23 protein-coding genes are annotated in these 25,040 nt (G+C 45.7%); 17 read left to right on the top strand and 6 right to left on the bottom strand.

Annotated elements, in window-relative coordinates; translation table 11 throughout:
- Window positions 1-40 precede the first annotated feature (40 nt).
- The 9 genes from CWB98_RS02560 (at window position 41) to CWB98_RS02520 (ending at window position 11,725) form a co-directional block, all read left to right on the top strand.
- Complete coding sequence (locus CWB98_RS02560; protein WP_138543404.1) at window positions 41-1,282, top strand: sensor histidine kinase; 1,242 nt, start codon at window positions 41-43, stop codon at window positions 1,280-1,282.
- A 3-nt stretch (window positions 1,283-1,285) separates the two neighbouring features.
- Window positions 1,286-1,807: a response regulator transcription factor gene (locus CWB98_RS02555; protein WP_138543403.1), complete on the top strand. Its 522-nt coding sequence runs from the start codon at window positions 1,286-1,288 to the stop codon at window positions 1,805-1,807.
- Between the two features lie 76 nt (window positions 1,808-1,883).
- Window positions 1,884-2,288 carry a DUF1761 domain-containing protein gene (locus tag CWB98_RS02550; RefSeq protein ID WP_138543402.1) on the top strand — a complete coding sequence of 135 codons (405 nt, stop codon included), beginning with the start codon at window positions 1,884-1,886 and terminating at the stop codon, window positions 2,286-2,288.
- A gap of 222 nt (window positions 2,289-2,510) precedes the next feature.
- Complete coding sequence (locus CWB98_RS02545) at window positions 2,511-2,771, top strand: CBU_0592 family membrane protein (protein ID WP_054016744.1); 261 nt, start codon at window positions 2,511-2,513, stop codon at window positions 2,769-2,771.
- A 276-nt stretch (window positions 2,772-3,047) separates the two neighbouring features.
- Entirely contained in the window at window positions 3,048-5,039 is a 1,992-nt protein-coding gene (locus tag CWB98_RS02540; RefSeq protein WP_138543401.1) for a TonB-dependent receptor plug domain-containing protein, read from the top strand.
- A gap of 168 nt (window positions 5,040-5,207) precedes the next feature.
- The gene (locus tag CWB98_RS02535) at window positions 5,208-5,711 is read left to right on the top strand and encodes a hypothetical protein (RefSeq protein ID WP_138543400.1); all 504 of its coding nucleotides are present in this window, start codon (window positions 5,208-5,210) and stop codon (window positions 5,709-5,711) included.
- A 352-nt stretch (window positions 5,712-6,063) separates the two neighbouring features.
- Window positions 6,064-8,253 carry a M4 family metallopeptidase gene (locus CWB98_RS02530; RefSeq protein ID WP_138543399.1) on the top strand — a complete coding sequence of 730 codons (2,190 nt, stop codon included), beginning with the start codon at window positions 6,064-6,066 and terminating at the stop codon, window positions 8,251-8,253.
- Between the two features lie 70 nt (window positions 8,254-8,323).
- Window positions 8,324-10,195, top strand: a complete 1,872-nt coding sequence (locus CWB98_RS02525; protein WP_138543398.1) for a M28 family metallopeptidase — start codon at window positions 8,324-8,326, stop codon at window positions 10,193-10,195.
- Window positions 10,196-10,273: 78 nt separating this feature from the next.
- Window positions 10,274-11,725 (top strand): SLC13 family permease, encoded by a 1,452-nt coding sequence (locus tag CWB98_RS02520; RefSeq protein WP_138543397.1) that lies wholly within the window; start codon window positions 10,274-10,276, stop codon window positions 11,723-11,725.
- An 80-nt stretch (window positions 11,726-11,805) separates the two neighbouring features.
- Here CWB98_RS02520 and CWB98_RS02515 read toward each other — a convergent pair whose 3' ends face one another.
- Window positions 11,806-12,537 (bottom strand): tetratricopeptide repeat protein, encoded by a 732-nt coding sequence (locus CWB98_RS02515; RefSeq protein ID WP_138543396.1) that lies wholly within the window; start codon window positions 12,535-12,537, stop codon window positions 11,806-11,808.
- Between the two features lie 631 nt (window positions 12,538-13,168).
- Between CWB98_RS02515 and ppc the strand changes: the two genes are divergently transcribed.
- The 3 genes from ppc (at window position 13,169) to cdd (ending at window position 17,298) form a co-directional block, all read left to right on the top strand.
- Window positions 13,169-15,802, top strand: a complete 2,634-nt coding sequence (gene ppc / locus CWB98_RS02510; protein WP_138543395.1) for a phosphoenolpyruvate carboxylase — start codon at window positions 13,169-13,171, stop codon at window positions 15,800-15,802.
- Between the two features lie 182 nt (window positions 15,803-15,984).
- The gene (locus tag CWB98_RS02505) at window positions 15,985-16,353 is read left to right on the top strand and encodes a hypothetical protein (protein ID WP_138543394.1); all 369 of its coding nucleotides are present in this window, start codon (window positions 15,985-15,987) and stop codon (window positions 16,351-16,353) included.
- A gap of 81 nt (window positions 16,354-16,434) precedes the next feature.
- The gene (gene cdd / locus CWB98_RS02500) at window positions 16,435-17,298 is read left to right on the top strand and encodes a cytidine deaminase (protein ID WP_138543393.1); all 864 of its coding nucleotides are present in this window, start codon (window positions 16,435-16,437) and stop codon (window positions 17,296-17,298) included.
- 8 nt (window positions 17,299-17,306) lie between these two features.
- Here the strand turns inward: cdd and udp are convergent, their stop codons facing one another.
- A complete protein-coding gene (gene udp, locus CWB98_RS02495; RefSeq protein WP_054016716.1) occupies window positions 17,307-18,071 on the bottom strand; it encodes a uridine phosphorylase in 765 nt (254 codons plus the stop codon).
- Window positions 18,072-18,390: 319 nt separating this feature from the next.
- On the opposite strand from udp, the gene CWB98_RS02490 reads away from it, so the two are divergent.
- The 3 genes from CWB98_RS02490 (at window position 18,391) to CWB98_RS02480 (ending at window position 21,425) form a co-directional block, all read left to right on the top strand.
- Window positions 18,391-19,170: a DUF2189 domain-containing protein gene (locus CWB98_RS02490; RefSeq protein ID WP_138543392.1), complete on the top strand. Its 780-nt coding sequence runs from the start codon at window positions 18,391-18,393 to the stop codon at window positions 19,168-19,170.
- Between the two features lie 283 nt (window positions 19,171-19,453).
- Window positions 19,454-20,566 (top strand): arginase family protein, encoded by a 1,113-nt coding sequence (locus tag CWB98_RS02485; RefSeq protein ID WP_138543391.1) that lies wholly within the window; start codon window positions 19,454-19,456, stop codon window positions 20,564-20,566.
- 160 nt (window positions 20,567-20,726) lie between these two features.
- Window positions 20,727-21,425, top strand: a complete 699-nt coding sequence (locus CWB98_RS02480; protein WP_138543390.1) for a substrate-binding periplasmic protein — start codon at window positions 20,727-20,729, stop codon at window positions 21,423-21,425.
- Here the strand turns inward: CWB98_RS02480 and CWB98_RS02475 are convergent.
- On the bottom strand, window positions 21,422-21,670 hold the full coding sequence (locus CWB98_RS02475) for a VF530 family DNA-binding protein (RefSeq protein ID WP_138543389.1): 249 nt from the start codon (window positions 21,668-21,670) through the stop codon (window positions 21,422-21,424). The two genes, CWB98_RS02480 and CWB98_RS02475, sit on opposite strands and share 4 nt — an antisense overlap.
- 27 nt (window positions 21,671-21,697) lie before the next feature.
- Window positions 21,698-21,982, bottom strand: a complete 285-nt coding sequence (locus tag CWB98_RS02470) for a DUF1496 domain-containing protein (protein ID WP_138543388.1) — start codon at window positions 21,980-21,982, stop codon at window positions 21,698-21,700.
- A 152-nt stretch (window positions 21,983-22,134) separates the two neighbouring features.
- On the opposite strand from CWB98_RS02470, the gene CWB98_RS02465 reads away from it, so the two are divergent.
- Window positions 22,135-22,365: a TIGR02647 family protein gene (locus CWB98_RS02465; protein ID WP_054016710.1), complete on the top strand. Its 231-nt coding sequence runs from the start codon at window positions 22,135-22,137 to the stop codon at window positions 22,363-22,365.
- Between the two features lie 48 nt (window positions 22,366-22,413).
- Here the strand turns inward: CWB98_RS02465 and maiA are convergent, their stop codons facing one another.
- Window positions 22,414-23,043: a maleylacetoacetate isomerase gene (gene maiA, locus CWB98_RS02460; protein ID WP_138543387.1), complete on the bottom strand. Its 630-nt coding sequence runs from the start codon at window positions 23,041-23,043 to the stop codon at window positions 22,414-22,416.
- A gap of 130 nt (window positions 23,044-23,173) precedes the next feature.
- Window positions 23,174-24,469 (bottom strand): homogentisate 1,2-dioxygenase, encoded by a 1,296-nt coding sequence (gene hmgA, locus CWB98_RS02455; protein ID WP_138543386.1) that lies wholly within the window; start codon window positions 24,467-24,469, stop codon window positions 23,174-23,176.
- A 127-nt stretch (window positions 24,470-24,596) separates the two neighbouring features.
- Between hmgA and CWB98_RS02450 the strand changes: the two genes are divergently transcribed.
- Window positions 24,597-25,025, top strand: coding sequence for a MarR family winged helix-turn-helix transcriptional regulator (locus CWB98_RS02450; RefSeq protein ID WP_138543385.1), 429 nt, complete (start codon window positions 24,597-24,599; stop codon window positions 25,023-25,025).
- Window positions 25,026-25,040 lie beyond the last annotated feature (15 nt).

Genomic DNA, 25,040 nt, shown 5'->3' with positions numbered 1-25,040 from the left:
GTGTGTCGGTATGTTTTTAATCCTCAATACCTGAGCTTTCATGTTTATAAATTTTTCACCTAATTCTGCGCTTGGCCAGTTGCTGTTGTTGCGCTCTATTGCCATTGTACTACAGTTGGTTCTTGTGCTGATTTCTCTGTGGTTTCTTGACAAAAGCCTGCCTGAGCAGCCGATTTTTACAATTATTGCAATGGAGTCCGTTTTTCAGCTTGCCAGTATCTACGCCTACCGAAAAGCAAGTGAGGTTTCGCCTGGGGCGATGGTGATGCAGCTGGTGGCCGATATTTTATTTCTGACAGTATTGTTGTCCTTCCTTGGTGGGGCAAGTAACGCCTTTGTTTCCTTGTTACTCTTGCCTTGTATCATTGCGGCCGTGACCGTACCGCCACGTTTTGTGGTGTTTATCTCCGCTGCCGCTTTGGTAGCGTACGGATACTTGTATACGGTTGTACCTATGCACCACCATGGCATGCATATGGGCCAGCACCTGCTTGGCATGCTGGTGAACTTTGTCTTTATGGTGATAGTGATAGTTACGGTCGTGACGTATCTTGCAAGTCGTATTCAGCAACGAGAGCTGGCGCTGGCCAAGAGCCGCGAGAAGCAACTGCAGCAGGAGCAGGTGTTGGCACTGGGCAGCGCGGCTGCGCAGGTGACTCACCAACTGGCCACACCCATTGCACATCTGAATCTATTATTCGAGGAGCTGAGTGAGGATTTTCCTCAGCATCCGGCTGTAAAGGACATGCAAGCTCCGCTTGCGCAGTGTAAAACACAGTTAGATGGTTTCAGAGCGCAGACGGAGCTGCTAAAACCCCAGTCTCAGGTTCACAGCCAAGAGTTTGAGACTATGTGGCAACAGCTCCATGAATTGTTAACTTTACAATTTCCTGAACAAACCATTTCCTGCCAGTTACCGTCTGAATCATTTTCAATTAATGGTGACCCTATGCTGATCCCGGCATTATTTAACTTGTTTGTGAATGCGGCAAAAGCTAATGAAAAGTGCTCGATATCTAACCTGGAAGTGAGTGTTACCATTTCAGAGGATACATCAAGTAATATTCGTCAGACGTGGTCTTTGTCTATCAGAGATTTTGGCCCAGGTATCGAAATGGACAAGCTGGCGCTCATTGGTAAGTCGGTGGTAGACAGCTCATCCGGGTTGGGCATGGCATTGTTGCTATCACATGCTACAATCGAACGGCTCGGAGGAACATTACATTTGTCAAACCATCAAACTCAGGGTGCCGTATCTGTGGTGACCTTACCCGTTGTATAAATTATGAAGTTACTAATTATTGAGGACGATGTCCCTTTCGCTGCCACTTTATCACGCAGAATGACCAAACTCGGATTTAACTGTCAATGTGTACATGACGAGGCAAATATTGCACAGCAGTGTCAGACTTTTATACCTGACTATGTCCTGCTGGATATGAAGCTGACAGCCAGTTCTGGCCTTCAGCACATCGCGTTGATCCGGGGGATTGTTCCTGGTGCTAAAATTGTACTTTTGACCGGTTTTGCCAGTATTGCGACCGCGGTTGAGGCGATTAAACTCGGGGCCGATGAATATCTGACTAAGCCAGCGGATACACAGTTAATAACCAAAACCTTATTGGGGACACAAGTTCGGCTGGGTGATACTGCAGATACCACCATGTCCCCTGAACGACTTGAGTGGGAACATATACAACAAACGCTTAAGGCCAATGAAGGTAATATTTCGGAAACTGCCAGACAACTGAACATGCACCGACGCACTTTGCAAAGAAAACTTCAGAAACGCCCAGTACTTAAATAATCCATGCATAGTACGGTTTGCTCTTCTAAAGGTTATTAACTAAATTGAAATTAGTGAAATAATCGAGGTAAGTGCTGTGACTGTATTTGATGTAGATGTGGTTGCCGTAGTCATTGCGGCGGTCTCCTCTTTTGCGTTGGGAGGTATATGGTACTCACCGCTGTTGTTTCATAAGTCCTGGCTGGAAGGGGCAGGGTTGACGGATCTAGATATTCAAAATGCGGACCACAAACTGATATTCAGCGGCGCGATGTTTTTATCTATTCTGGCTGCATTCCTGATGGCGGCACTTTTGGGTAAAAGCCCTGCGATTCTGGATGGTGTGCTACTGGGTTTGGCCGTGGGAGTGTGTTTTGTTGCCAGTACACTTGGCACAAGTTACTTGTTCGAACAACGTCCCCTTAAACTGTTTTTAATTAATGCGGGGTACCACACTGCTCAATTCTGCTTGATTGGTTTTGTGCTTGGTATACTAAGTTAATGGCTTTTCTTAATTGAATGCTTGGAAAAGTATCATCACTGGACATGACCCTGCGTTTAAATTCCTTTATTTGCTAATTAAAAAAACGGACATTTATCCTGTGCTCGTGATTGCATACCACCTATCATGGTAAGGTTTGTGCTGTTTCAAAGACTGAAAATCACCCTACCCATGGATCCGGGCCAGCGTGTTTGGGTGAGCCTATTTTATATGGACAAAAACATGATAGATATATTGTTTGATATCATTGGTATGACGGGCACTTTCTTGGTAGTTGGTGCGTTCTTTTTGCTGCAGTTGGACAAAGTGCGTCCCGATGGCATTAAGTACAATATGATGAACCTCAGTGGTGCCATTTTGCTGCTTATCAGTCTTTGCTATAATTTCAACTTAGCAAGTTTTGTGATTGAGTTATTCTGGATCGCGGCATCTTTAATCGGTTTGTACAAGTACTTTAAGAAACGCAGGCTGGCGGTTGCCTAAATCCAGTCAGAAGCAGTGCAGCTAAGTGTGTACTGCTTTCTCCCCTCGTAAAATAAGCTACTCTAATATTTGTTAAATATGCAATAAATATTCATATTTAGCTATCCTTCCTCGCGCTTTTTTACTAACCTGTTTCAATAACCTACTAAAAAATCACAAAAAACTTGCGAACTGTTCCTGTCTGCGTAATATTAAAATTGAGATACAAAATCAATATTTGATTTTTGTGTTACATGGCAACTGTTTATGTGTGAATGCGTCGTTGAGCGAATGAATATGAAAAAGATTCTGTTACCTTTGAGTATAGCTTTGCTCAGTTTTCCGCTTTTTGCTCGCGAGGAAGCTTTATTTGAGCTGACGTTTGAGGAGTTGATGGATGTAACTGTGGAGCTAGCCAGTAAAACTTCTGAGACAGCACAATCTGTGCCTTCCAGTGTTACGCTGTTTTCCCAGCAACAGATTTCTTTGCTAGGCATTCGCAACGTTTACGAGTTAATGAACTTCGTTCCGGGTTTCCAGTCTACTCGGGGTGACTGGGTTGGCAGTGTGCCAAAAGAGCATGCAAGGGGCGTGTTTCTGGATAACGGCAATATTCTGGTAATGTTAAACGGCCAGCGCCTGAATGATGCCTCTTTTGGTAAGGCGTCAGTTTATGCGCCTTTTATACCGGTAGAAGTCGTTGAGAAAGTCGAGTTTATTCGCGGTCCCGGCTCGGCACTTTATGGCAGTAACGCCTTTTTAGGTGTCATGAACATTGTGACGCGTAAGTCAGACCGTCAAATCCAGTTTGGCATTGGCTTACACCAGAGCAAACAAGCTTCACTGAGCTACAGTAACGGCCACGGTACTAAACAGGCATTTTATGCTAATGTAAGTGCTTATGAAACAGCAGGTGAAACCTATGATACTCAGCAGGCGCGTGACCCTCAGTCAAATGTGTTTGTAGAGCTGGGTGCAAGGTGGGGTGAGTTCAGTGCATCACTTCACCTGACCAGGACAAGGCTGGATGAGTTTATGAATCTGGCCAGTTACAGTGAGGAAAATTTTCATACCAGTCGTAATCTGGGTGCAAAGCTCTCTCATCAGACCTCGTTAACAGACGCCTTAGAGAGTGATCTCACACTAAGCTTCATTCAACATGATATTGATAGTGCTGGTCTTATTGCCACAGCAGAAGAGCTAGGCTTGCAACAGGACTTCTTTAATGGACCCAAATGGCAGTCTGAAGATTTAACGTTAAACTGGGATTTGGCCTACCAACATAGTAAAGATGTGATGGTACATTGGGGACTGGAATATTCACTGGAAGAGCAATCAGAGGCGGGTACATATACCTCACATTATGACTCAGACAGCGGACAAATTATTTTAGAAGATGACTTTTACCTGGGCGGCATTCAGCCTCTGAATGAGTTTGCGGCATTTGACAGTCTGAAGCAGGACTTTGACTCTTATGCTGCCTACCTACAATTGAGATATCAATTGAATGAGCAGCTTACTGTATTCACGGGCTTAAGATTTGATGAGTTTATAGATATAGACAACAAGCTATCACCACGTTTTGCAATGGTTTACCAGGTTAATCCACATCATGTGTTAAAAATCCAATATGGTGAGTCTTTTCGTATACCGGTTAGTAATGAGTTGAACTCAAATGACGACATTACCCGAGGGAACCCGCAACTCAAGTCGGAAAACATTAAAACCACGGAGCTGGTCTGGCATATGGAACACGCACGCTGGCAAGTAGATTTAGTGTTGTTTGAGAACCAACTGGATGATTTTATCAGCCTTGAACCCGTCGATGCGGTACAAAGCCGTTTTACTTTCAGCAACTCTTACTCTACGACAATGCAGGGGCTTGAAGCCAGTGCCTCCTTTGAACTCAGCGAATCTAGCTGGTTCAAATTTAACTATACCCAGCATTTTGATGATCCGTTTAGCGCTAGTTATAAGCGGTTTGGTTCCTGGCAACTTAATCATCAGTTTGGCCATTTTCAGGTGGGTCTCAATGGCGTCTGGCGAGCTCAGGTTAAAGTTTTCCCCGTCTTAATTCCGGATGACCCAGATTTTCAGCACTATGAGCAAAAAGCACATTGGCTGATTGGAGGAACACTTACCTGGCATATCGCATCGAATAAGCAACTCAGACTCAAAGCGCAAAACCTCTTTGATGAAAAGACCAACGCATTCGACCCCAGAGTGTTCGATGGCCGTGTCCCTCAGCAGGGAAAGCAGCTGATGTTACAATATACTCACTCATTTTAAGGTGTTGAGGCGGACCTCACTAACAGCCACTGAACTCGGGAAGGCATGTACAGTTTTTTGTCATTAGATGTCAGTCTTTGAAGGAAACTTCTACTTCTGCTGGCCTATGCAGCATCTATGATAGTTCTTATAATGAATACACCCAATTTTCTATTTTTTGTATTTAAAATGAAACCTTTTTTCTTTGTACTGTTAGTTGTTCTGACTGCTTGCTCATCTGTGCCTCAGGTCCCCGTGGTAAATAACCATTTGACTGGCGTTACCTATCAGGGCAGGGGGGCTGCCGCCGGCCCAATGTTAGTTGGGGCGATGGGACCGGTTGGTATCGCAGTTGGGTTCGCAATAGACGAGGGTATAGCAAAAGAGATTGGGTCTGCACTGAAAGATTCGCAGGCGCAAGGGAAAAAAGAAGTCGCAGCTGTCATTGCTGAGCTATACCCAGAAGCCGAATTGGTAAAACTACTTTCCCTAGATTTCAAAGCGCAGCGGGGCAATGATGATTTTGCGTTTGCAACCGTTGAGCTCCTCCTGCGTTCAAAGGAGAATGAAAGACAATTATGTTTCTTAACTAACCCAGGAAACCTGTTGGCACTTAAGGAAACGTCCCTCAGCTGGTCTCTGATCGCTGAATCAATCTCAGCCAGCCGTGTATGTAAACAAAGTACAGACTAGTGGCAGTTAACACTAAAAACCTGTTTTGTTATAATGTATCATTTGTGGTTTTTCAAATTGTAATCGAACACTGTAGAATTTAATATTACTTCATGTGTAACATAATCCTTACATATATTGCTTGAAGGGAGCCACAGAGTAGTCGAGTTTGTCATCTAACCAGATGTAAATAAAGCTAATGTTTATCGATATGGGTTTGTAAACATTAAAACAATCAAAAGTTAATAGAAGTTTATTTTTGTAGCTTTCTAACTAGTCTTCATGTTGCGCACTCGTTAATGGGTGCTTGGCGATTTGGTCGTAAAAAGACCGTTCGCTAAACAAAACAACAAGTAATCATGGAGCAAATTAAGTGAAACTATCAAAAATAGCTTTAGCAACCGTTGCCGGTCTGGTGTTGACTACTGGCACGGCAAATGCTGCTCAGAAGCGCTTCCTCAATACACACAATACCATTTCTTCAATGCTAGAATCTGCCGGTCCGGCGGTTTTGTCGGCACAGCCAGAACTGCTTGTTGGCCTGGGCGCCGACAATACGCTGGTTGAGCTGAAATCATACCCGCATGCCAGTGGCGCAGTGACTAAACGCTATCAGCAAATGTATAAAGGCCTGCCAGTGATTGGTGACACGGTCAGCTTAACTTATAACAGCGCGGGTGCACTTAAACGTGCGCATGGTGCGGCAGTGTATGAAATAGCAGCTGATCTGGACTCAGTAACACCGAAAATGTCAATGCAGGTGATGAAAAGTCAGCTAGAGAAGCAATTTGCGGTGCAACAAAGTAACAACGAAGTGGCACTGGCTAAGCATAATGAAACCAACCGCCTAGGGATCTGGCTTGATGAGCAATCAACCGCCAGACTTGTTTATGAGGTGACCTATGTAACTTATGGCAAGTCACCTTCACGTCCATACAAAATTATTGATGCCAATAGCGGTGAGCTGCTGATGGAGTTTGATAATATTCAGCATGCCAATGCGACAGGCCCAGGTGGTAACCAAAAAACGGGTCGTTATCAGTACGGCACAGATTACGGCCATCTCGATGTCTCTCAGTCAGGCAATACCTGCACAATGAACAACGCCAATGTAAAGACCATTAACCTCAATCATGGTAGCAGCGGTTCAACGGCACACAGTTTTACTTGTCCAGAGAACACAGTTAAGGAAATCAATGGTGCCTATTCACCTTTGAATGACGCCCATTACTTTGGCAACGTTGTTTTCAATATGTATAACGACTGGCTGGGCACTGCGCCATTAACCTTTCAGCTTAAAATGCGCGTTCATTATGGTAACAACTATGAAAATGCATTCTGGGATGGTAGTGCAATGACATTTGGTGATGGACTAAATCGCTTCTACCCTTTGGTAAGTCTGGATGTGTCTGCACACGAAGTCAGCCATGGTTTCACAGAGCAAAATTCAGGACTGGTTTATCGCTATAAATCAGGTGGCCTGAATGAGGCGTTTTCTGACATGGCAGGTGAAGCCGCCGAGTTTTATATGAAAGGCAGCAATGACTGGATGGTTGGTGAGGAAATCTTCAAATCGACCGGAGCGCTGCGCTATATGGACGATCCCACTAAAGACGGAAACTCAATTGGCCATCAGTCAGACTATACATCCAGTATGGACGTGCACCACAGCTCAGGTGTGTTTAATAAAGCGTTTTATACGCTGGCAAACAAAGCAGGCTGGGATACCAAGAAAGCATTCATCGTCATGGCGAAAGCAAATCAGCTTTACTGGACGGCGAATACCGACTGGGACACTGCCGGTAATGGCGTAATGGATGCAGCCTGTGATCTTGGTTACAACCACGGTGACGTTAAAGATGCATTAGCGGTCGTGGGTGTAACCTCCCAGTTAAGCCCGGGTAGCTCTTGTGGCACAACTGAACCACCACAGGATGAGCTATTGACCAATGGCGTTGCCCGTACCGGGATCAGTGGTGCGTCTAAAGCTCAAAGCTTCTTCCGTTTGGAAGTGCCGGCTGATGCCAGCAATCTTTCCTTTGTCACCACAGGTGGCTCTGGCGACGCAGATTTGTACGTTAAATTCGGTAGTCGTCCTTCATTGCAAGCATTCGATTGTAAGAGCACGTCTTCAAGCAGCAACGAAACCTGTAATATCAGCGCGGTTCAGGCTGGCACTTATTACGTGATGGTCGAAGCCTGGAATGCGATCTCTGGTGTTTCACTCACAGGCTCCTTTACCAGTGGCGGTTCTGGTACGCCACCGATTGACCGTACCGAGACGAACGTCAACATCGGCTCGGGACAGTGGACTCGGTTCACTCAGGATCTGGCGGCTGGCTACTCCAATCTTACTGTCACAATAAATGGGGGCAGTGGCGACGCGGATTTATATGTCAGATATGGCAGTGAATCGACCCTGTCTACCTATGATTGTCGACCGTACCGTAATGGCAACACTGAAAGCTGTACCTTTGACAATCCACAAGCTGGCACCTGGCACATAGATTTACGTGGCTACTCAGCAGCGAGTGATGTCACGGTGAATATTAAAGCCAATTAACCGCTAAATAGGGGAGCATGTCGCTCCCTTTTTTGATGCTCATTTATCTAAATCACATAGAGGTGTTGCGATGACAACTCAACGATCCGTTCGTATCCTGAGCCTTATGTTGGCTGTGAACTTTACACTTTTCACTCAGAGCGCGGTGTTTGCAAATACGTCGTCTGAAGCTGATAAACCCTGGATAACCATAGACACGATGGCAGGGCAGCATTATCAATTGCAAAACCTGCTGACAGGCAGGCATATCGAGGCTGAGGCCAGTTCCGTACCTGGGATCAGTATTGCCCAGCTTAATGAGATTGAGCACGGCGAGCTGAGTCATTTTATGCATGAAAACTACCATCGTTGTGGCGGGTTTGTAGCGCACGCCTCCAAATATGAAGCCCAGCAGTATCTTGCCGACCTGCAAGGTGCGCTCAACAGCCAGCCATTGCAGGCCTATACGATTGACAATCCGACGATGGTAAATGCCATGATAGCTGAGGTGAGCACGTCGAGTTTGGACAGCACAGTCACCAATCTGACTTCGTTTCACAATCGCTATTACACCCAGCAAACGGGCGTCGATGCTGCGCAATGGATAAAGCAGAACTGGCAGACAATTGCTCAATCACGCAGTGACATTAATGTTGAGTATTATACGCATAGCTGGTCACAGTCATCTGTCGTGGCAACGATTAGTGGTGCTGAAAATGCAAACGAAATTGTGATCATTGGTGGTCACCTAGACTCTATCAATCAGTCCAGCCCTTCGGCAGGTCGAGCACCGGGCGCCGACGATAATGCATCTGGTATAGCAGTGTTGACTGAGGCACTTAAAGCGCTTGTCGCTTCTGGCTATAAGCCCCAAAGGACTATCCAAATCATGGGCTTTGCAGCGGAAGAAGTAGGCTTAAGGGGCTCCAAAGCAATTGCACAGGACTATAAGTCTCAGGGAAAAAATGTGGTTGGCATGGTGCAGTTTGATATGACCGGTAATAATGGTAGCAGTCAGGACATCGTCATGATGACGGACTATACCAACAGCGGTCAGAATCAGTTTCTGGCGCAATTGCTTGACGCATATTTACCGACCTTAAGCTACGGCTACGACCAGTGTGGGTATGGATGTTCAGATCATGCGTCTTGGTTTGCGCAAGGGTTTGCAGCTTCAATGCCATTTGAGTCACGTATGTCAGAGATAAACCGCAAGATACACACTATCAATGATACGGCTTTTGACGCCACTCATGCGAGCAAGTTTGCTAAACTGGCCGTGGCCTATTTGGCTGAAATGGGTAAGAATGCCGGAGATTTACCGCCCCCGGATCCAGGTAAACTACAAAATGGTGTGCCAAAAACAGGCATCAGTGGCACCGCTAAGTCTCAGCACGACTTTTCACTTCAGGTGCCAGCTGGCAGCAGTAACCTGGTGTTTAAAACTTCAGGAGGTTCCGGCGACGCTGACCTCTACGTGAAATATGGTTCAAGGCCAACACTGCAAAGCTATGACTGCAAGAGCACAACTTCCAGCAGTAATGAAACTTGCAGCATGAGTTCAGCGGCCGAAGGCACCTATTATGTGATGGTGGAAGCCTGGAACGAAATACAGAATGTCACGCTTGTTGGAGAATATCAGCAAGGGGGCAGTACGCCGATACCTGTCAATCGGACAGAGAGTAATTTGTCAGTTGGACAAGGCCAGTGGATCAACTTTACGCAGCAATTGGGAAATGGATATCAGACTCTAACCGTGACCTTGTCCGGTGGGGTGGGAGATGGCGATCTATATGTTAAATTCGGCACACAGGTGGGTGACAATAGCTATGATTGTCGACCCTACAAAAACGGTAACTCAGAAACCTGTACGTTTAGTGCGCCAAATACAGGTACCTGGAACATCGGGATAAGGGGTTACCAAAGTGCCAGCGGCATGACGTTGTCGATATCGGCACAATAAAGCGATTTTCCATACTCTGTACTTATTTTACTGGCATAATAGACACCGAGTGTTAAATCCAGGTAAAAAATATAAAGAATGGATAATTTAAAAAAATCAAAACTCTGGACCGATCGGCTGTGTTTGCTGCTCGGTCCTGCTTTTATGTTGCTGACCTGTTTTACCGCCCCGCCCGAGGGGATGAGTGTCGAAGCATGGCGCACAGCCGGACTAGCTGTTTGGTTGGGAATATGGTGGGTGAGCGAAGTTGTGCCTATTCCAGCTACGTCTCTGGTACCACTACTCGTAGTGCCGTTGGCGGGTATTAATGACATCAAGTCTGCTTCTAGTTTGTATGCACACCCCCTTATATTCTTATTTCTTGGCGGCTTTTTGATTTCGATTGCCATGGAAAGGTGGCAGTTACATAAACGAATCGCGCTGCATACTATGTTGCGAAGTGGTAATGATCCCAAAATGCAAATCCTGGCGATGATGTTGGTGAGTGGCTTTTTATCTATGTGGATCAACAACACAGCCACCACGCTTATGATGTTGCCCATTGCACTATCTGTTATACATGTTTTAAAAGACAATCAGTCTCAGGACAATAATTATGGTATTGCTCTGTTGCTGGCCATTGCCTATAGCGCGAGCCTGGGAGGCGTAGGTACGATAATAGGCACGGCGCCTAATGCGCTCATGGTTGCTTACCTGTGGGAAAACTATCAGATTAAGATTGGCTTCGCGCAGTGGATGATTATGGCGGTACCTTTCACATTTGGAATGATTGTGCTTTGCTGGTTGTGGCTAACTCGTTTTGCATTCAAAGTCCAAAAGAGCAACAAGGATACCGACCTGACTCAGATATTTACAAAGCAATTGGGTGAACTGGGTCGTATGAGTCTGGCGGAGAAAAACGTACTCTTTGTGTTTATCTTTGCTGCGCTAAGCTGGATCACTCGACCTTATCTGACCAGTTTGACGGGCCTGGATATCACGGATACCGGTATTGCGATGGCAGCTGCGTTACTGTTATTTGTGCTGCCAGCAAAAGGCGGCAGCGACACGCGTTTGATGGACTGGCAGGCGGCACAACAGGTTCCTTGGGGAATATTACTGCTATTTGGTGGTGGATTAACGCTGGCGTCCCAAATCAAAGGCTCCGGACTGGCGGAATATATTGCCAATATGTTGGCGGGTGCAAGTGCTATTCCTCTAATCCTTGGTGTGCTGGCGGTTGCTGCTCTGATCACCTTTTTAACTGAACTAACCAGCAATACGGCGACGGCGGCAGGCTTTTTACCTCTGCTTGGTCCTGTTGCTGAGCAAGTTGCTGGTACTCCACTAATTTGGGTGATTCCTGCTGCGATGGCTGCCAGCTGCGCGTTTATGATGCCAGTGGCAACACCACCCAATGCCATTGTGTTTGGCTCGGGGGAGATCAAAATTCGCGATATGATCAAGGCAGGGTTTGTTATGAACCTGTTCGCGATTGTGGTCATCACAACGCTTACTATGGTGGTGGGCAGCAGAGTATTCGGCTACTAAGTAACCTCAAAGAACAGAGGTCATAAAAAATAAGCCGCTCTATTGCGGCTTATTTTTTGGCGGGATTAGATAATGGATGTTCAATCCTCGGTGATTTGCGAACCTGCAATATAGGTTCCGGCCTGAATTTTATGATAAATACTGTCGGCGATTTCCTGAGCATCTTCGCGTTGTGAGCGTGACATGCTTTTTTCGTCAAGTCTGCGACTCGTTGCGGCCGGGCGGTAACCGTTGTATTCTGCCAGAGTGTTCCAAATATATGAGCGTTGTATGTTTTTCTCGCCGCCAAGGCCCTGATAGTAGAGAAGGGCAAGATTAAACATCGCCAGAGTATAGTTGTTCGCCGCCGCTCGTTCGTACCAGAATTTAGCCTCGTTGTAGTCCTGGGTCACCCCATCTCCATTGGCGTGCATGACGCCAAGATTAAACTGTGCCGCGGGCATATTCTTTCTGGCCGCGGCATTAAACAAATCAACCGCTTTTTGTTTATCAAGTTTAACGCCCTGGCCCTGGTCGTACATTACAGCCAGTGAAAACATGGCATCGGCACTGCCAAGTTTTACAGCTTGTTGCATAAGTTCAGCGGCTTTTCGGGGGTTTCTTGGCACCCCGTATCCGCCTTCATGCATTTTAGCTAACTCGTATATGCCAGGCGCAAACCCCATATCAGCCAGGTATCTGAACTCTTTGAGTGCAACATCAAATTGCCCGGCATTCGCCGCCGCTATGCCTTCCTCCAGCCCGGCTTTCGCAGCTGGAGCGGCAGCAAGCAAACCCGAAAGGGCCAGTGCGTAAGTAAGTTTATGCCACATGTGCGTTCTCCTTAATAACCTATGTTGTAAGTCACCAAACATAATACCAAATTAGCGCAAATAGATAGCCAGTTGAGCTAACTAAATTAGACACTATTTGCCGCTATGGACATCCCAGCATCGAACAATGCCTCACAATCGGTTCGATGGTTTTTTGCGATATGGCTATAACTGCACCATTTCATAGTAACGATTTAGCAAATCGCCTTGCAGCAGATGCTGAGTATAGCAGTCTGGAGTTGAGACTGTTTTAGCGAGTGGTTGTACAAAGGGGCTAGTATAAGCGATTGAGGCATAATAAAAAAAGCCCTTTCGGGCTTTTCTGATACATATCAACCGTCACTGATATGAGCAATGTAGCAAGTAAATGAGTACGTTTACCAATGCTTCCTGTGAAAAAGCCACTGGCAGATCAACGTCTAATGAAGCCCTGAACGGAGAATAAAGGTGTCTCGAGATTCATTGAGAATGATTATCACTAATCTTTTTTAATAAGTCAATTGCAAATGATAACTAATTGCAATAGGTGTTTTTTATAACTTTTCGCGTCAGGGTGTCATCAAAGTATCTTTTCTTTTTCGTTTTATAGTCAGTATATTGAGATGAATGAAATTTGTTCAGGGAGCATGTTATGCAACAGCAATATACAGAATTGAAACGAAACGTCAGCCTGCTTGGTGAGTTACTGGGCACAACTATCGCTCACTCCCAGGGGGCTGAGGTACTTGAAAAAGTTGAGTTGATCCGACATCTGGCCAAGTCATCTCGCAGTGGTGATGTGCAGGCAAGAGAGACGTTAATAGAGACTTTGCAATCCTTGCCAGACGAGGAACTATTACCCGTATGTCGCGCATTTAGCCATTTCCTGAATCTCGCCAACGTTGCTGAGCAGCAGCACACGATTTCAGACGCCGGTTGTCCGCAAGGGCCCTTTGATACACTGCAAACAACCTTGTCTGAGGTGACAGCGAAAGTAACCAAGGGAGATACCGATCGTCAAACCGTGACCAGCGTTATAGAGAATCTGTCCATTGAGTTGGTTTTAACAGCACACCCGACAGAAGTGACGCGCCGCACTTTGATCAGTAAGCACGTCGAACTCAGTGAGTGTTTATCAGAACTGGCTGATTGTCAGGATAGCAGCTTATGCCGCACTGAAGTGATTTCTCGAATTGAACAACTGATCTGCCAGGCCTGGCATACCAATGAAATCAGAAACAAACGCCCGACGCCACTTGAGGAAGCAAAATGGGGTTTTGCGGTCATTGAGAACAGCTTATGGGACGCGGTACCCAAGTTTACGCGGACCTTAACCCATCTGGCAGAAGGGCAACTCGGTATAAGTCTGCCGGAAGATTACGCTCCTGTGAGCTTGGCATCGTGGATGGGTGGGGACAGAGATGGCAACCCAAACGTCACCGCAAAGGTCACCCAAAGTGTCCTCGATCATGGCCGCTGGATGGCGCTGGACTTGTACTATCGCGATTTGGACGTGCTGAGTTCAGAATTATCAATGGCACCTGCAAATGAGGAGTTAAGAAAGCTTACGGGAGACCATGCAGAGCCATATCGAGCTTTATTAAAGCAGTTAAAAGCTGATGTGAACGAAACGATATTGGCGTTGGAACATAAGATTAAATCGTTGCCCTGCTCGCATCAGGACAAAATCCGTTCGACAGAGCAGCTCATGGCTCCGCTGGCTGTCTGTTATCGATCTTTGACCGAGTGCGGTATGGAAGTGGTCGCAAACGGTATGTTGCTGGACGTGATGCACAGGCTCAGATGCTTCGGAGTTCAGCTATGTAAGTTGGATATTCGTCAGGATTCGGGAAGGCATTGTGACGTATTGTCTGAGGTTACACGTTATCTGGGGTTGGGAGATTATGCACAATGGTCTGAGCAGGACAAGCAGGCTTTTTTGCTCTCAGAGCTCTCTTCCCGGCGTCCCTTGCTGCCTAAACACTGGCAACCCAGCGAAGAAGTTCAGGAGGTACTGGACACGTTTGCCGTGATTGCTAAGCAGGACAGGGCTGCGCTGGGTATCTATATTATCTCTATGGCCAGAGAAGCGTCAGATGTACTGGCCGTGGAATTGCTGCTTCAGGAAAGTGGCTGTCCGTTTAAACTGCCTGTGGCGCCACTTTTCGAGACGTTGGATGACCTGAATCACGCACAGGAAGTGATGCAGCAATTATTCGACTCGAGCTGGTACAAAGGGCACGTAGGACAGCAGCAATACGTGATGATCGGCTATTCTGACTCTGCTAAAGATGCTGGCATGATGGCAGCAGGTTGGGCACAGTATCTGGCAATGGAGCAGCTTATTGATGTGGGCGAAAAATACCAGGTTGAGATGCATTTATTTCATGGCCGGGGAGGCACAATAGGGCGTGGCGGCGCACCTGCTGCTCAGGCGTTACGCTCTCAGCCTCCGGGTTCACTGAGTCATGGTTTGAGAGTGACGGAGCAAGGTGAAATGATCCGCTTTAAGTTTGGTCTTACGCCGGTCGCAATTCAAAGTTTGTCACTCTATGCCAGTGCCATTATTGAGAACAACCTTTATCCGCCTCCGCAGCCTAAGTCGGATTGGCGCGATGCGATGGCATTGCTGAGTGAACAGTCTTGTAATCAGTATCGTGATTTTGTCCGTGGCAATGCAGACTTTGTGTCTTATTTCAGAGCCGCAACTCCCGAAATTGAGTTGGCGAAGTTGCCATTGGGCTCACGTCCTGCGAAACGCAAGCCACAGGGAGGTATCGAGAGCCTTCGCGCCATTCCGTGGATATTCGCCTGGAGCCAAAATCGCCTTATGCTACCAGCCTGGCTTGGTGCATTGGCCGGAATACAAAGTGTGGTTAAGGAACATGGAGAGTCACTACTGGGGGAGATGAGTGAGCAATGGCCGTTTTTCAGAACGCGATTAGAGATGCTGGAAATGGTATTTTGTAAAACCGACTTATGGTTAAGCGAATACTATGATGCCCGATTAGTTCCAACACCGCTGCAGCCTTTAGGTAAGTTACTACGCGATGAATTGAAAGAAGCAACGCAGTTTATAGAAAAGTATGCTCCTAAGGGCTCGTTGCTATCGGCGCAGCCGTGGATCCGAGAGTCCATAGCGCTTCGCAACCCCTACACAGATCCACTCAATGTACTGCAAGTAGAACTGCTTAAGCGTACTCGGGATAAGGCCAACCCAGATCTGGACAGTGCATTGATGATCACTATGATGGGGATTGCTGCAGGAATAAGAAATACGGGTTAATTTTTATTGCTGCAACAATGGCTAGATTGTGTAATAACAAAAACCAACCCAAAAGGGTTGGTTTTTTGATTTTATCTAGTTTTTTATGGTTGATTTGTTGACATCAATTCGTATTTAACTAGAATGCCCTGCTACCTTGTAAACGCACTTAACACGAGTTTAAGCAATAGTCAGAGGCTACAATGTCAACGCTTTCTACCAGTATCACTTATGATGAAACGACAACTCTAATCATGATGACCCTCAGAGGTAAAGCTGGGGTGGATGATGTCGTCAATGCCTATAAAGCGGCAAATAGTTATGCCTCAAAGCACCAAAGCAGTAAACTTTTGGTGGATGTCTCTGAGCTTGAGCATAGATTTGCGGCGATTGATGTCGTTAACATCATGCCCAAGGTAGCACACCATGTTAAAAACATGAAAATCGCCAGAGTCGTCGGTATTGAGGGGTTTATGCACGATTTGTTCTTACAGAAAGTGCAGCGGTTTGGCATCAATGCAGAAAATTTTGAGTGCTTCAAAAGTGCGAAGGAATGGTTGAGTAAAAGCTAATTCGAGCGTAAACTGGTCTGCCATGAAACAAGCGCAAAAAAGCGCTGCTCAGACATAAGTCTGAGCGAATAATAATGATATATGGTAGACACTGACAACAAGTTAAATCCTTCCGTACTGGAAGTGTGCAAATCCGCTAACGGGGTACTCACCCCCGACCTTCAGAACCACATTAAGTCTCTTCTCGGATGTGATAATACGCAATTAGGTCAAGTCCTGTTACCTTATGCAGCGAGCTTTGCTCAGGCACCAATTTCATCGTTTTTGGTTGGTGCTGTTGCTTATGACAAAAACACTGAATGCTATTTCTTAGGGGCTAACCTTGAGTTTTCTCACCGGGCGCTTTCATTGGTTGTTCATGCTGAACAAGCCGCAATTAACAATGCTTGGTTAAATGGGGCTCAAGAAATCACTCGTATGGACATTACTGCTGCGCCATGCGGGTATTGTCGCCAGTTTATGAATGAGCTGAAAAATGCGAAACAGCTTAAAATCACCTTACCAACCGGAGAAACGAGCTTATCTCAATTGCTTCCAGGTGATTTTGGCCCGACGGATCTTGGCAATCAGGAGGCGCTGTTTGGCAGCAAATCTATCGAGATACAGAACATAGATGGCCTGTCCGAAGAGTTAATTAAACATTTAAGTCAAGTGTATGCGCCTTATACAAAAAATGTGTCGGCGGCAGAATTGGTGACAACGAGCGGCAAGCGGTTTTATGGGCGTTACATAGAGAATGCAGCATACAGCCCAAGCCTATCGCCTATGCAGAGTGCGCTTAGTCAGTTGGCAATGAGCGGTGAGATCCTGGCAGAGGCAAAGCTTGAACGAGCTACTTTGGTAGAAACAAAAGGAAGAGAGAACCAAAGGGCTGTGACAGAAGCTGTGATAAGCAGTTTCAACGACGCGTTAGAACTGCAGTATCATGTGATAGAACTAAAGTAGGCTGGCGCCTACTTTGTTCTTTCCAGTACGATCTCGGCAGCCTTGATGACAACGGCGACTGCGTTTTTCTCTACCAATTTATGGTCGACATTCGGGATCTCCTGGCGTGTACGATTAACCAGTACACCCGCTACACAAGCTGCCTTTAATCCTAACGCTGCACACATAGTGAATAGTGTCGCTGATTCCATTTCATAGTTCATAACATTGAGCTTTTGCCACTCTTCACATGAACCCTGGAACGCTTTTGGCACGTAACCAGAAAAAGTATCATAGCGTTCCTGACCAGGATAGAAAGTATCACTAGAAGCAGTGATACCGGTATGATAGGTCACACCTAGCTGCTCACAGGCCTCCACCATGGCTGAAGTGCTGTGAAAATCAGAAACAGCAGGGTATGCAAGTGGTGCAAAATGTTGACTGGCACCATCAAGGCGTACGGAAGCTGTGCTAACCAGAATATCACCTTCATTGATATGTGGCTGAATAGCGCCAGTGGTACCTATGCGCAAAAAGGTATTGATGCCAAGTTGAGCGAGTTCTTCAACTGCAATTGACGTCGATGGTCCACCGATACCAGTAGAACATATCACAATAGATTGGCCGTTTATATCGCCAAGATATACGTGAAATTCGCGTGTTTGAGCTAAACACTTTGGGTTGTCCAGTTGCTCAGCGATCCGCTCTGAGCGCTTTGGGTCGCCGGGTACGATAGCCAGTGTTGCACCGTTTAGATCTGCTTTTGAAAGACCCAGGTGAAATACCTTTTCCATAAATAAACCTTGTGTAGTTCTAAAGCCCAATGGTCAATTTTACCTGCAGTTAAGTACAGGACGAATGTCCTTAGTCTGGCCTTTGAGCGTTACAATTGTGTCTTTTAGTGAAATACCCCCGTGAGCCCGGGTTTATGCAATTATTTTATGTTTAAGCCTCAATGAAACAAAGGGTTGTTTATCTTGCGCTGATATTAGATATCGGCATTTAAACGCCAAACTGTAAACACAGAGCTAATTGAAATTAACCGATTGCTTGCAACATTGTCGACTGTCTTCTAAACCTTAATAAGGAGAAAGCAAATGGGGAATACCTACTATGCCTGCAACACAATCGATAGACAAGCACAACGAGTTTGCCCGCTGTTTTGAAAGCAACAAGCTAAGCCCATTTGTGGCGTTTCATTGGCTCGCACTCGCCTTTAAAGACATTGCCCGAGCACCTTTGCTCAGTTTAATTTATGGACTGGTTTTTACAACAATTCCTGCTGCCATTATGTGGCTTGCGTTTGAAGTTGAAACGCACCTTGTGATTTTGCCTGCGGCTGTTGCATTTGCATTGATAGGTCCTGCATTTGCCGCCGGGCTATATGATGTAGCCTGGGAGCTAGAGAAAGGCCATAAGCCAACCCTCCGTCATAGCCTCAAAAGCATGTTTAGAAACCCGGCCGGTGAATGGGGGTTTGCGATTTTGCTTATGGTTATTATGATAGTCTGGATGCGCCTTGCGGCATTGATCCACGCTTTATATCCAAATGTACCAAACCCCAACTTTGAACAGCTTTCCGCCTTTCTGGGCCTGGGGACTCTGGTCGGTGGTATTCTTGTGGTGACGGTGTTTGCGATCTCGGCGTTTACACCTCAGATTATGATGGAACGTCGTGTTGATATCATGACTGCGGTGGTGTCTTCCATTCATGCCGTCCGATCTAACGCTGCAGCGATGATAGTGTGGGGCGCAACGATAGGTATTCTGGTCATAGTGGGCTTTTTGACTGGAACGGCCGGATTTATCGTAATTATGCCACTGCTGGCCTATGCAAGTTGGCATGGATACATTGCAACAATCAAAACCAAAAAGCCAAGAAAATACGAATAAGCAAACACTTAGCCTGCATATTCAATCGCTCTGGCTGCTATCGTCAGTGCTGGAGCGGTTGACTTATCTCTCAGCCATGTTATACCGACTTCAGTACAATTTATATTATCGTTTTAAAGTCCACTTGATATCCGTAACTAATTGAAAAATAAAGAGTGGCTTGGTTTTTTTATGAAAAGCGAATGACGCCTTTCTCTAACTGAGCACACTGACTTTGTAAATTTAACAATGATTCTTTAAGTAACGGTGTGGCATGTTTATGCAGTTGACTGAGGAGGTCTCAATGAGTGATAGCAAGGTAAAATTTCATCAGAAAATAGAAAACTGTTTATGTCCCCCAGGTGACGGCGTGTTTACTGTCAACACGGCAAAAGAAAGAAAAGCTGCGTTGCGAGAAAAACTTTACGGACAGACAGAAAACATTGAACCTCTTTGGAAAGCGTCACTGAATGCACTGGCTGATAGCGAGTACAAAGCAGCCATTTTGGGGATCAGTTCAGACTGTGGTGGTGGTATCTTAAGAGGTGCCAACTGGGGACCGCTATTTCTTCGCTCGACACTATTGACACAGCAGCCTCAAGTCAGCGCGTTTGATTTGGGTGATGTCCGGGTTATTCCTCATTTGCTGCATGATAAATACCTCAATGAGGGAACCATCAGCAACTGTCAGAAGGCTTTGTATCAGGACGAAAATAGTGAATACCACGTGTCTCCGCTTTCTATCACTGAAGATGTATGTGATGGTTTTTATGCACACTACCCTGAAAAAGGGATCTTTGGTATCGGTGGTGATCATTCGATCAGTTATCCTCTTACCAAGTCTTATCTTAAAGCCAAGCGGGATCAGGGTAAGCGCACTGCCATCATTCACTTTGATGCACATACTGATTTGCTCGTTGAGCGTTTAGGAATTGATCTGTGTTTTGGTTCTTGGTGTACACATATTCTTGAGTTTCTTCCTGCGCCGCATCACCTTATTCAGTTTGGGATACGTTCCAGTGGTAAAAGTAAAGCTCACTGGGAGTCCACATTTGGCGTCAAGCAACATTGGGCCCATGAGATTCGTGAGCAGGGTGCAAATGCCATCGTAGAGCAGGTGATTGAACAGCTTAAAGAGGATAAAGTCGATGAGCTGTATGTCAGTTTCGATATTGATGCACTGGATGAAGAATTCGCTGCCGCAACGGGTACGCCTGAATCAGGCGGCATGACACCTGATGAAGCAATGACTATCTTAACGGCACTGAATAAAGAGTTTCCGATCACGGGTGCTGATATGATGGAAATCGCGCCATTTACAGATAGCTCACTGGCGGGTTCGTCTAGCTCAGAAACGACGCTTCGAGAAGGGGCAAAATTGTCAGCTTTTCTGATTGATGCCATCAACAAAAGCTAAATAAACAGAGAAAGAAGGCTTTTGCCTTCTTTCATCTTGTAACTCCCCCGTTATGCTCCAACCATTCTAATTAAAATTTAACCGTTTGCTCTATTCACAGTATCCGAATATTTTCCTATATTAAAATTTATAAGTTAAGAAAAAACCAAAGGAGCGATGCTTGGTACACTGGCTATTCTACCCGTGGTTAATGCTAGGGAGTGTTGTTGCACACGCTTATACACTGACTCTGGTTACGGAAAACTTCGCGCATTTTCAATATGTCAATGGAGAGGGAGAGTTGGTTGGTCATGCTGCGGAAAAAGTCATTAAAGTATTAAATGAAGCAGAAGTTGATTATCAGCTGTCGGTAGACAACTGGAGTATCTCTTACAACAGCGCAAAGCGCGATTCAAACACCTGTATTTTCTCTATTGCCAAAAGTAAGCATCGGAATGCGTTATTTACATGGGTGTTCCCCATTGGCGGTTTTACAACCTCCTTTTACGCCCTTAAGACAGCAAATATTCGCATCGATAACCTGGAGCAAGCGCGTCAGTATAAAATAGCTGTTATTCGAGATAACTTTAGTCACCAATATCTCAAGAGCCACGGTTTTTCTGAAGGTCAACAGCTTTTGCTAATCCAGTCATTTGATAAAATATTTCAGTTACTTGCCACGCGCCGAGATATCGTTGATTTGGTGATTCTGAGCGACGCTCAGTTTGACCATAAGAGTAAGAGCGAGCCTATGAGCGGTGAGCTTGAGCGTGTGATGACGCTCAATAAAATGAACACTCAACTCTACTTTGCCTGCAATAAGAAAGTCCCCCAGAGTGTCATTAGTCGTATTAAAGCTGCCTACGAACGCTTGTATTAGTGTGTCTTAATCTCGGGCCAGCTAAAACCATGAAAAGTATCCATATAGAGTGCTTCTACCTTTTCTCTTGCCCATGGTGTTTTACGCAAAAACTTCAGACTCGATTTCACTGAAGGATCTTTTTTGAAGCAATTGATATTTACCGCTTCAGACATTGCTTCCCAGCCGAGTCGTTCAACCAGACGTTCGATTATGTCCTGAAGTTTGACCCCATGTAATGGGTTATTGGGTTGTGATCCGCTCATAACGCTTTACTCATTGTTCCAAAGTGCTTAGTGTACCCTGATCTTACCTTTCATTTCTACTCTGACAGGGTCACCGTTTTCATCAAGCTTGAGCCACATCAGCGGACTTTGTGGCTGATTTGCATAGCGATGACCGCAGACATAAAGTTTATCAACTTGCTTAATGATTGCGCCTTGAGTGTACCTAAGATCCTGATACCAACATACCGGCTGAAGTTGCTCGAGGTATAGATTTGTCTCGTCACTAAAGGCAAGTCCTTTGAGTGGAATCAAAAAAAATGTAAATAAAAAGCAAACTGACCGATTTTTCATGGCATAACTCCCAGTTCAAGCTAAATTTAAGTTGGTAAGCTAATGTACTATATACCTTAGCTATTGGTAATGTGCTGGCAAGCTTCTTATTGCTGTCTGGCCGAGAAAATACATGCAGAAGTTGGGCCTATTATTAGGTCTCAGGAGGGATTATGGCATTTGATGAAAAACTAATGGCTGAGCTAGAGCTACTGGTGAAGTTTCCACGCAGTAGTTTGCATCAGGGGATAAAAATACACAAAAATGCAGATCAGGGTATTTTGGCAGCAGCCGAGCGCTTGTATGCGAAAGGGGTCATCGATCAACCTGACGGAGGTTACCTGACCGATCTTGGACACGATTTATTAACTCATTTGGATCAGGTGCATAGTGCGCTTAAGTAGGATATGAAATGAAAGGAGCGCCATATTTCCGCGCTCCTTCGCTACATATTATTGAGGTGCGTCAGGTTGATTTTCTGGCGCTGCATCTATAAATGCAGAGAGTGTGTTGCAATGCTCGTAGATGCGAGTGATTTTAGGGAATTCACTCATATCAACTTTGAAACGCAGGGCATTGTAGACCTGCGGTACTAAACAAACGTCAGCCAGCGTCGGCGTATCACCAAAGCAAAATGCGTCATCACCCAGTATAACCTCCAGTTTTTTAAAGCCTTCAATTATCCAATGCTGATACCAGGTATTTTTTTGCTCGTCTGAGACTGATAGCTCATTACTCAAATACTTTAGCACTCTCAGATTATCAATAGGGTGAATATCACAAGCGATAGCATAGCTAAAGTTGCGTATCTGAGCTTTTTGCCAGGCGTCATCTGGTAATAATGGCGTTGCATCAAAGGTTTCTTCAAGCCACTCTAGTATAGCCAGCGACTGTGCCAGCATACCTTGTTCAGTTTCAAGTGCAGGTAGCAGACCTTGTGCATTTTTACTCAGATAATCAGTGCCTTGCTGCTCTGATTTCAGCAAGTTTACTGGAACAAGCTCATGATCCAGTTGTTTCAGGTTTAATGCAATACGAACACGATATGCAGCAGAAGAACGAAAATAAGTATACAGTTTCATGTTTGATCCTTTATTTCACGACGTTCACCTGATCCCAATAAGAAGACCAGAAGAGTATTTGGCTCAAATAAGAAACGCTGAGCAGGAGTTTATCCGGCTCAGCGTATTCAATTGTATTCACAAAGCTCGATTAGGCACCTTGATAATACTTCTTGATACCTTTCCAGCAATCAAGGTAATTCGGCTGACGCTCTTTACCTTCTAATGCATATTTAGTAGGTGAAATTACATAGCGTGACTCAAACATGAAGGCCAGCGTATTTTCATAACGCTGTGGCTCAAGCTCTGCGTTAGATGCTTTTTCAAAGACATCAGCTTCAGGACCATGCGGAGACATGCAGTTGTGCAAGCTCATACCACCGGGTACAAAGCCGTGCTCTTTGGCATCGTATACGCCTTCAATCAGACCCATAAACTCACTCATGATGTTGCGGTGGTAGTATGGAGGACGGAAGGTATTCTCTGCCACCATCCAGCGTGGAGGGAAGATCACAAAGTCGACGTTTGCAACACCAGGTGTGCCCGAAGGTGACGTCAGAACAGTGAAAATTGACGGATCAGGGTGGTCAAAACTCACCGTATTCATGACATTGAAGCGGGCAAGGTCGTACTTATACGGGGCACTGTTACCTGTCCAGGCGACGACATCAAGTGGCGAATGTCCGATATCACAACGGAACAGGTTACCATTGAATTTAGCAACGAGTTCAAAATTACCTTCCAGATCTTCGAATGCAGCTACCGGGTAAAGGAAATCGCGCTCATTGGTATAGCCATTTGCACCAACAGGGCCACGTTCCGGCAAGATGTAAGGATTACCATAGTTTTCGCAGATATAACCACGAACCTGTTCACTTAGTAGCTCTACGCGGAACTTAATACCACGTGGGATCACCGCAATTTCACCAGGCTTAATTGCCAGCTTACCACACTCAGTGTGTAGTACCAGTTCACCCAGCTGAGGAACAAAGAGCAATTCGCCGTCGGCGTTGTAGAAATAACGGCCTTCCATAGAAGCGTTGGCAACGTATACATGGATACCGATACCTGCCTGACCGTTAGCGCTGCCATTCGCAGCCATAGTGATTAAGCCGTCGACAAAGTCAGTTTTCTCAGCAGGGACTTCGACTGGGTTCCAGCGCAACATGGTTGGTGGCGTGGGTACTTCCGTGATTGGGGCTGTACGCAGCAGACCATTGTCCATAACCTGGTAATCGCCCTGAACAACCGACGGTCGAATACGGTAGAACCAGTTTCTGCGGTTCTCAGCACGCGGCGCAGTGAAAGCCGTTGTGTTGTATTGCTCGGCGTAAAGGTCGTATTTTACTTTTTGTGGTGAAAATTGACCGACAGGCAAGGCGCCGGGTAGGGCTTCGGTTTCAAATTCATTACCAAAACCGCTCATATACTCGAATTCTGCACTCATTTTGCATAGACTCCGTTGATGTTTTTTGTAAAGATACTCTCATGTGAGAGTATTTTCAATGTTTGGCAATTTTTAATGTGTAAACTTATTTATACGAAAATTCGCCTGATGTACCTGGAGCTTGATAATGGCGTTTGATATCAATGAATTTCTGCCGTACCGCATGGTTAGACTGGCCAATGCAATGAGTGAAGCATTTTCTGAGGTGTATGAACAAGCCGGGCTGACCATACCCCAGTGGCGGGTGTTGGTGCATCTGGCTCAGCACCCCGGTGCAACCGCAAAGCAGTTGTGCGACCTGGCAAGTATGGATAAGTCAACGGTGTCGCGAGCCATTAAGCAATTGCAACAACAGGGAATGCTGGTTGCCCAGCAAAGCGAGACGGATAAACGCGCCACTGAAATGACGTTAACAGAGCTGGGCACTGTGTTGTATGAAACACTGACTCCTGAAGCGCTGGTTTGGGAAAGTAAACTCTTAAGTGAGTTAAACCCGGATGAAAAACAAGCTCTACTCGCGACTATGAAAAAATTGGAGGGGCATTTTCTCACATGATGTACCAACTCGCCA

Source organism: Pseudoalteromonas rubra (genome assembly GCF_005887115.1).
Classification (GTDB): domain Bacteria; phylum Pseudomonadota; class Gammaproteobacteria; order Enterobacterales; family Alteromonadaceae; genus Pseudoalteromonas; species Pseudoalteromonas rubra_F.
Note: the sequence above shows the minus strand (reverse complement) of the source record. Positions and strands in the feature narration are given on the sequence as shown.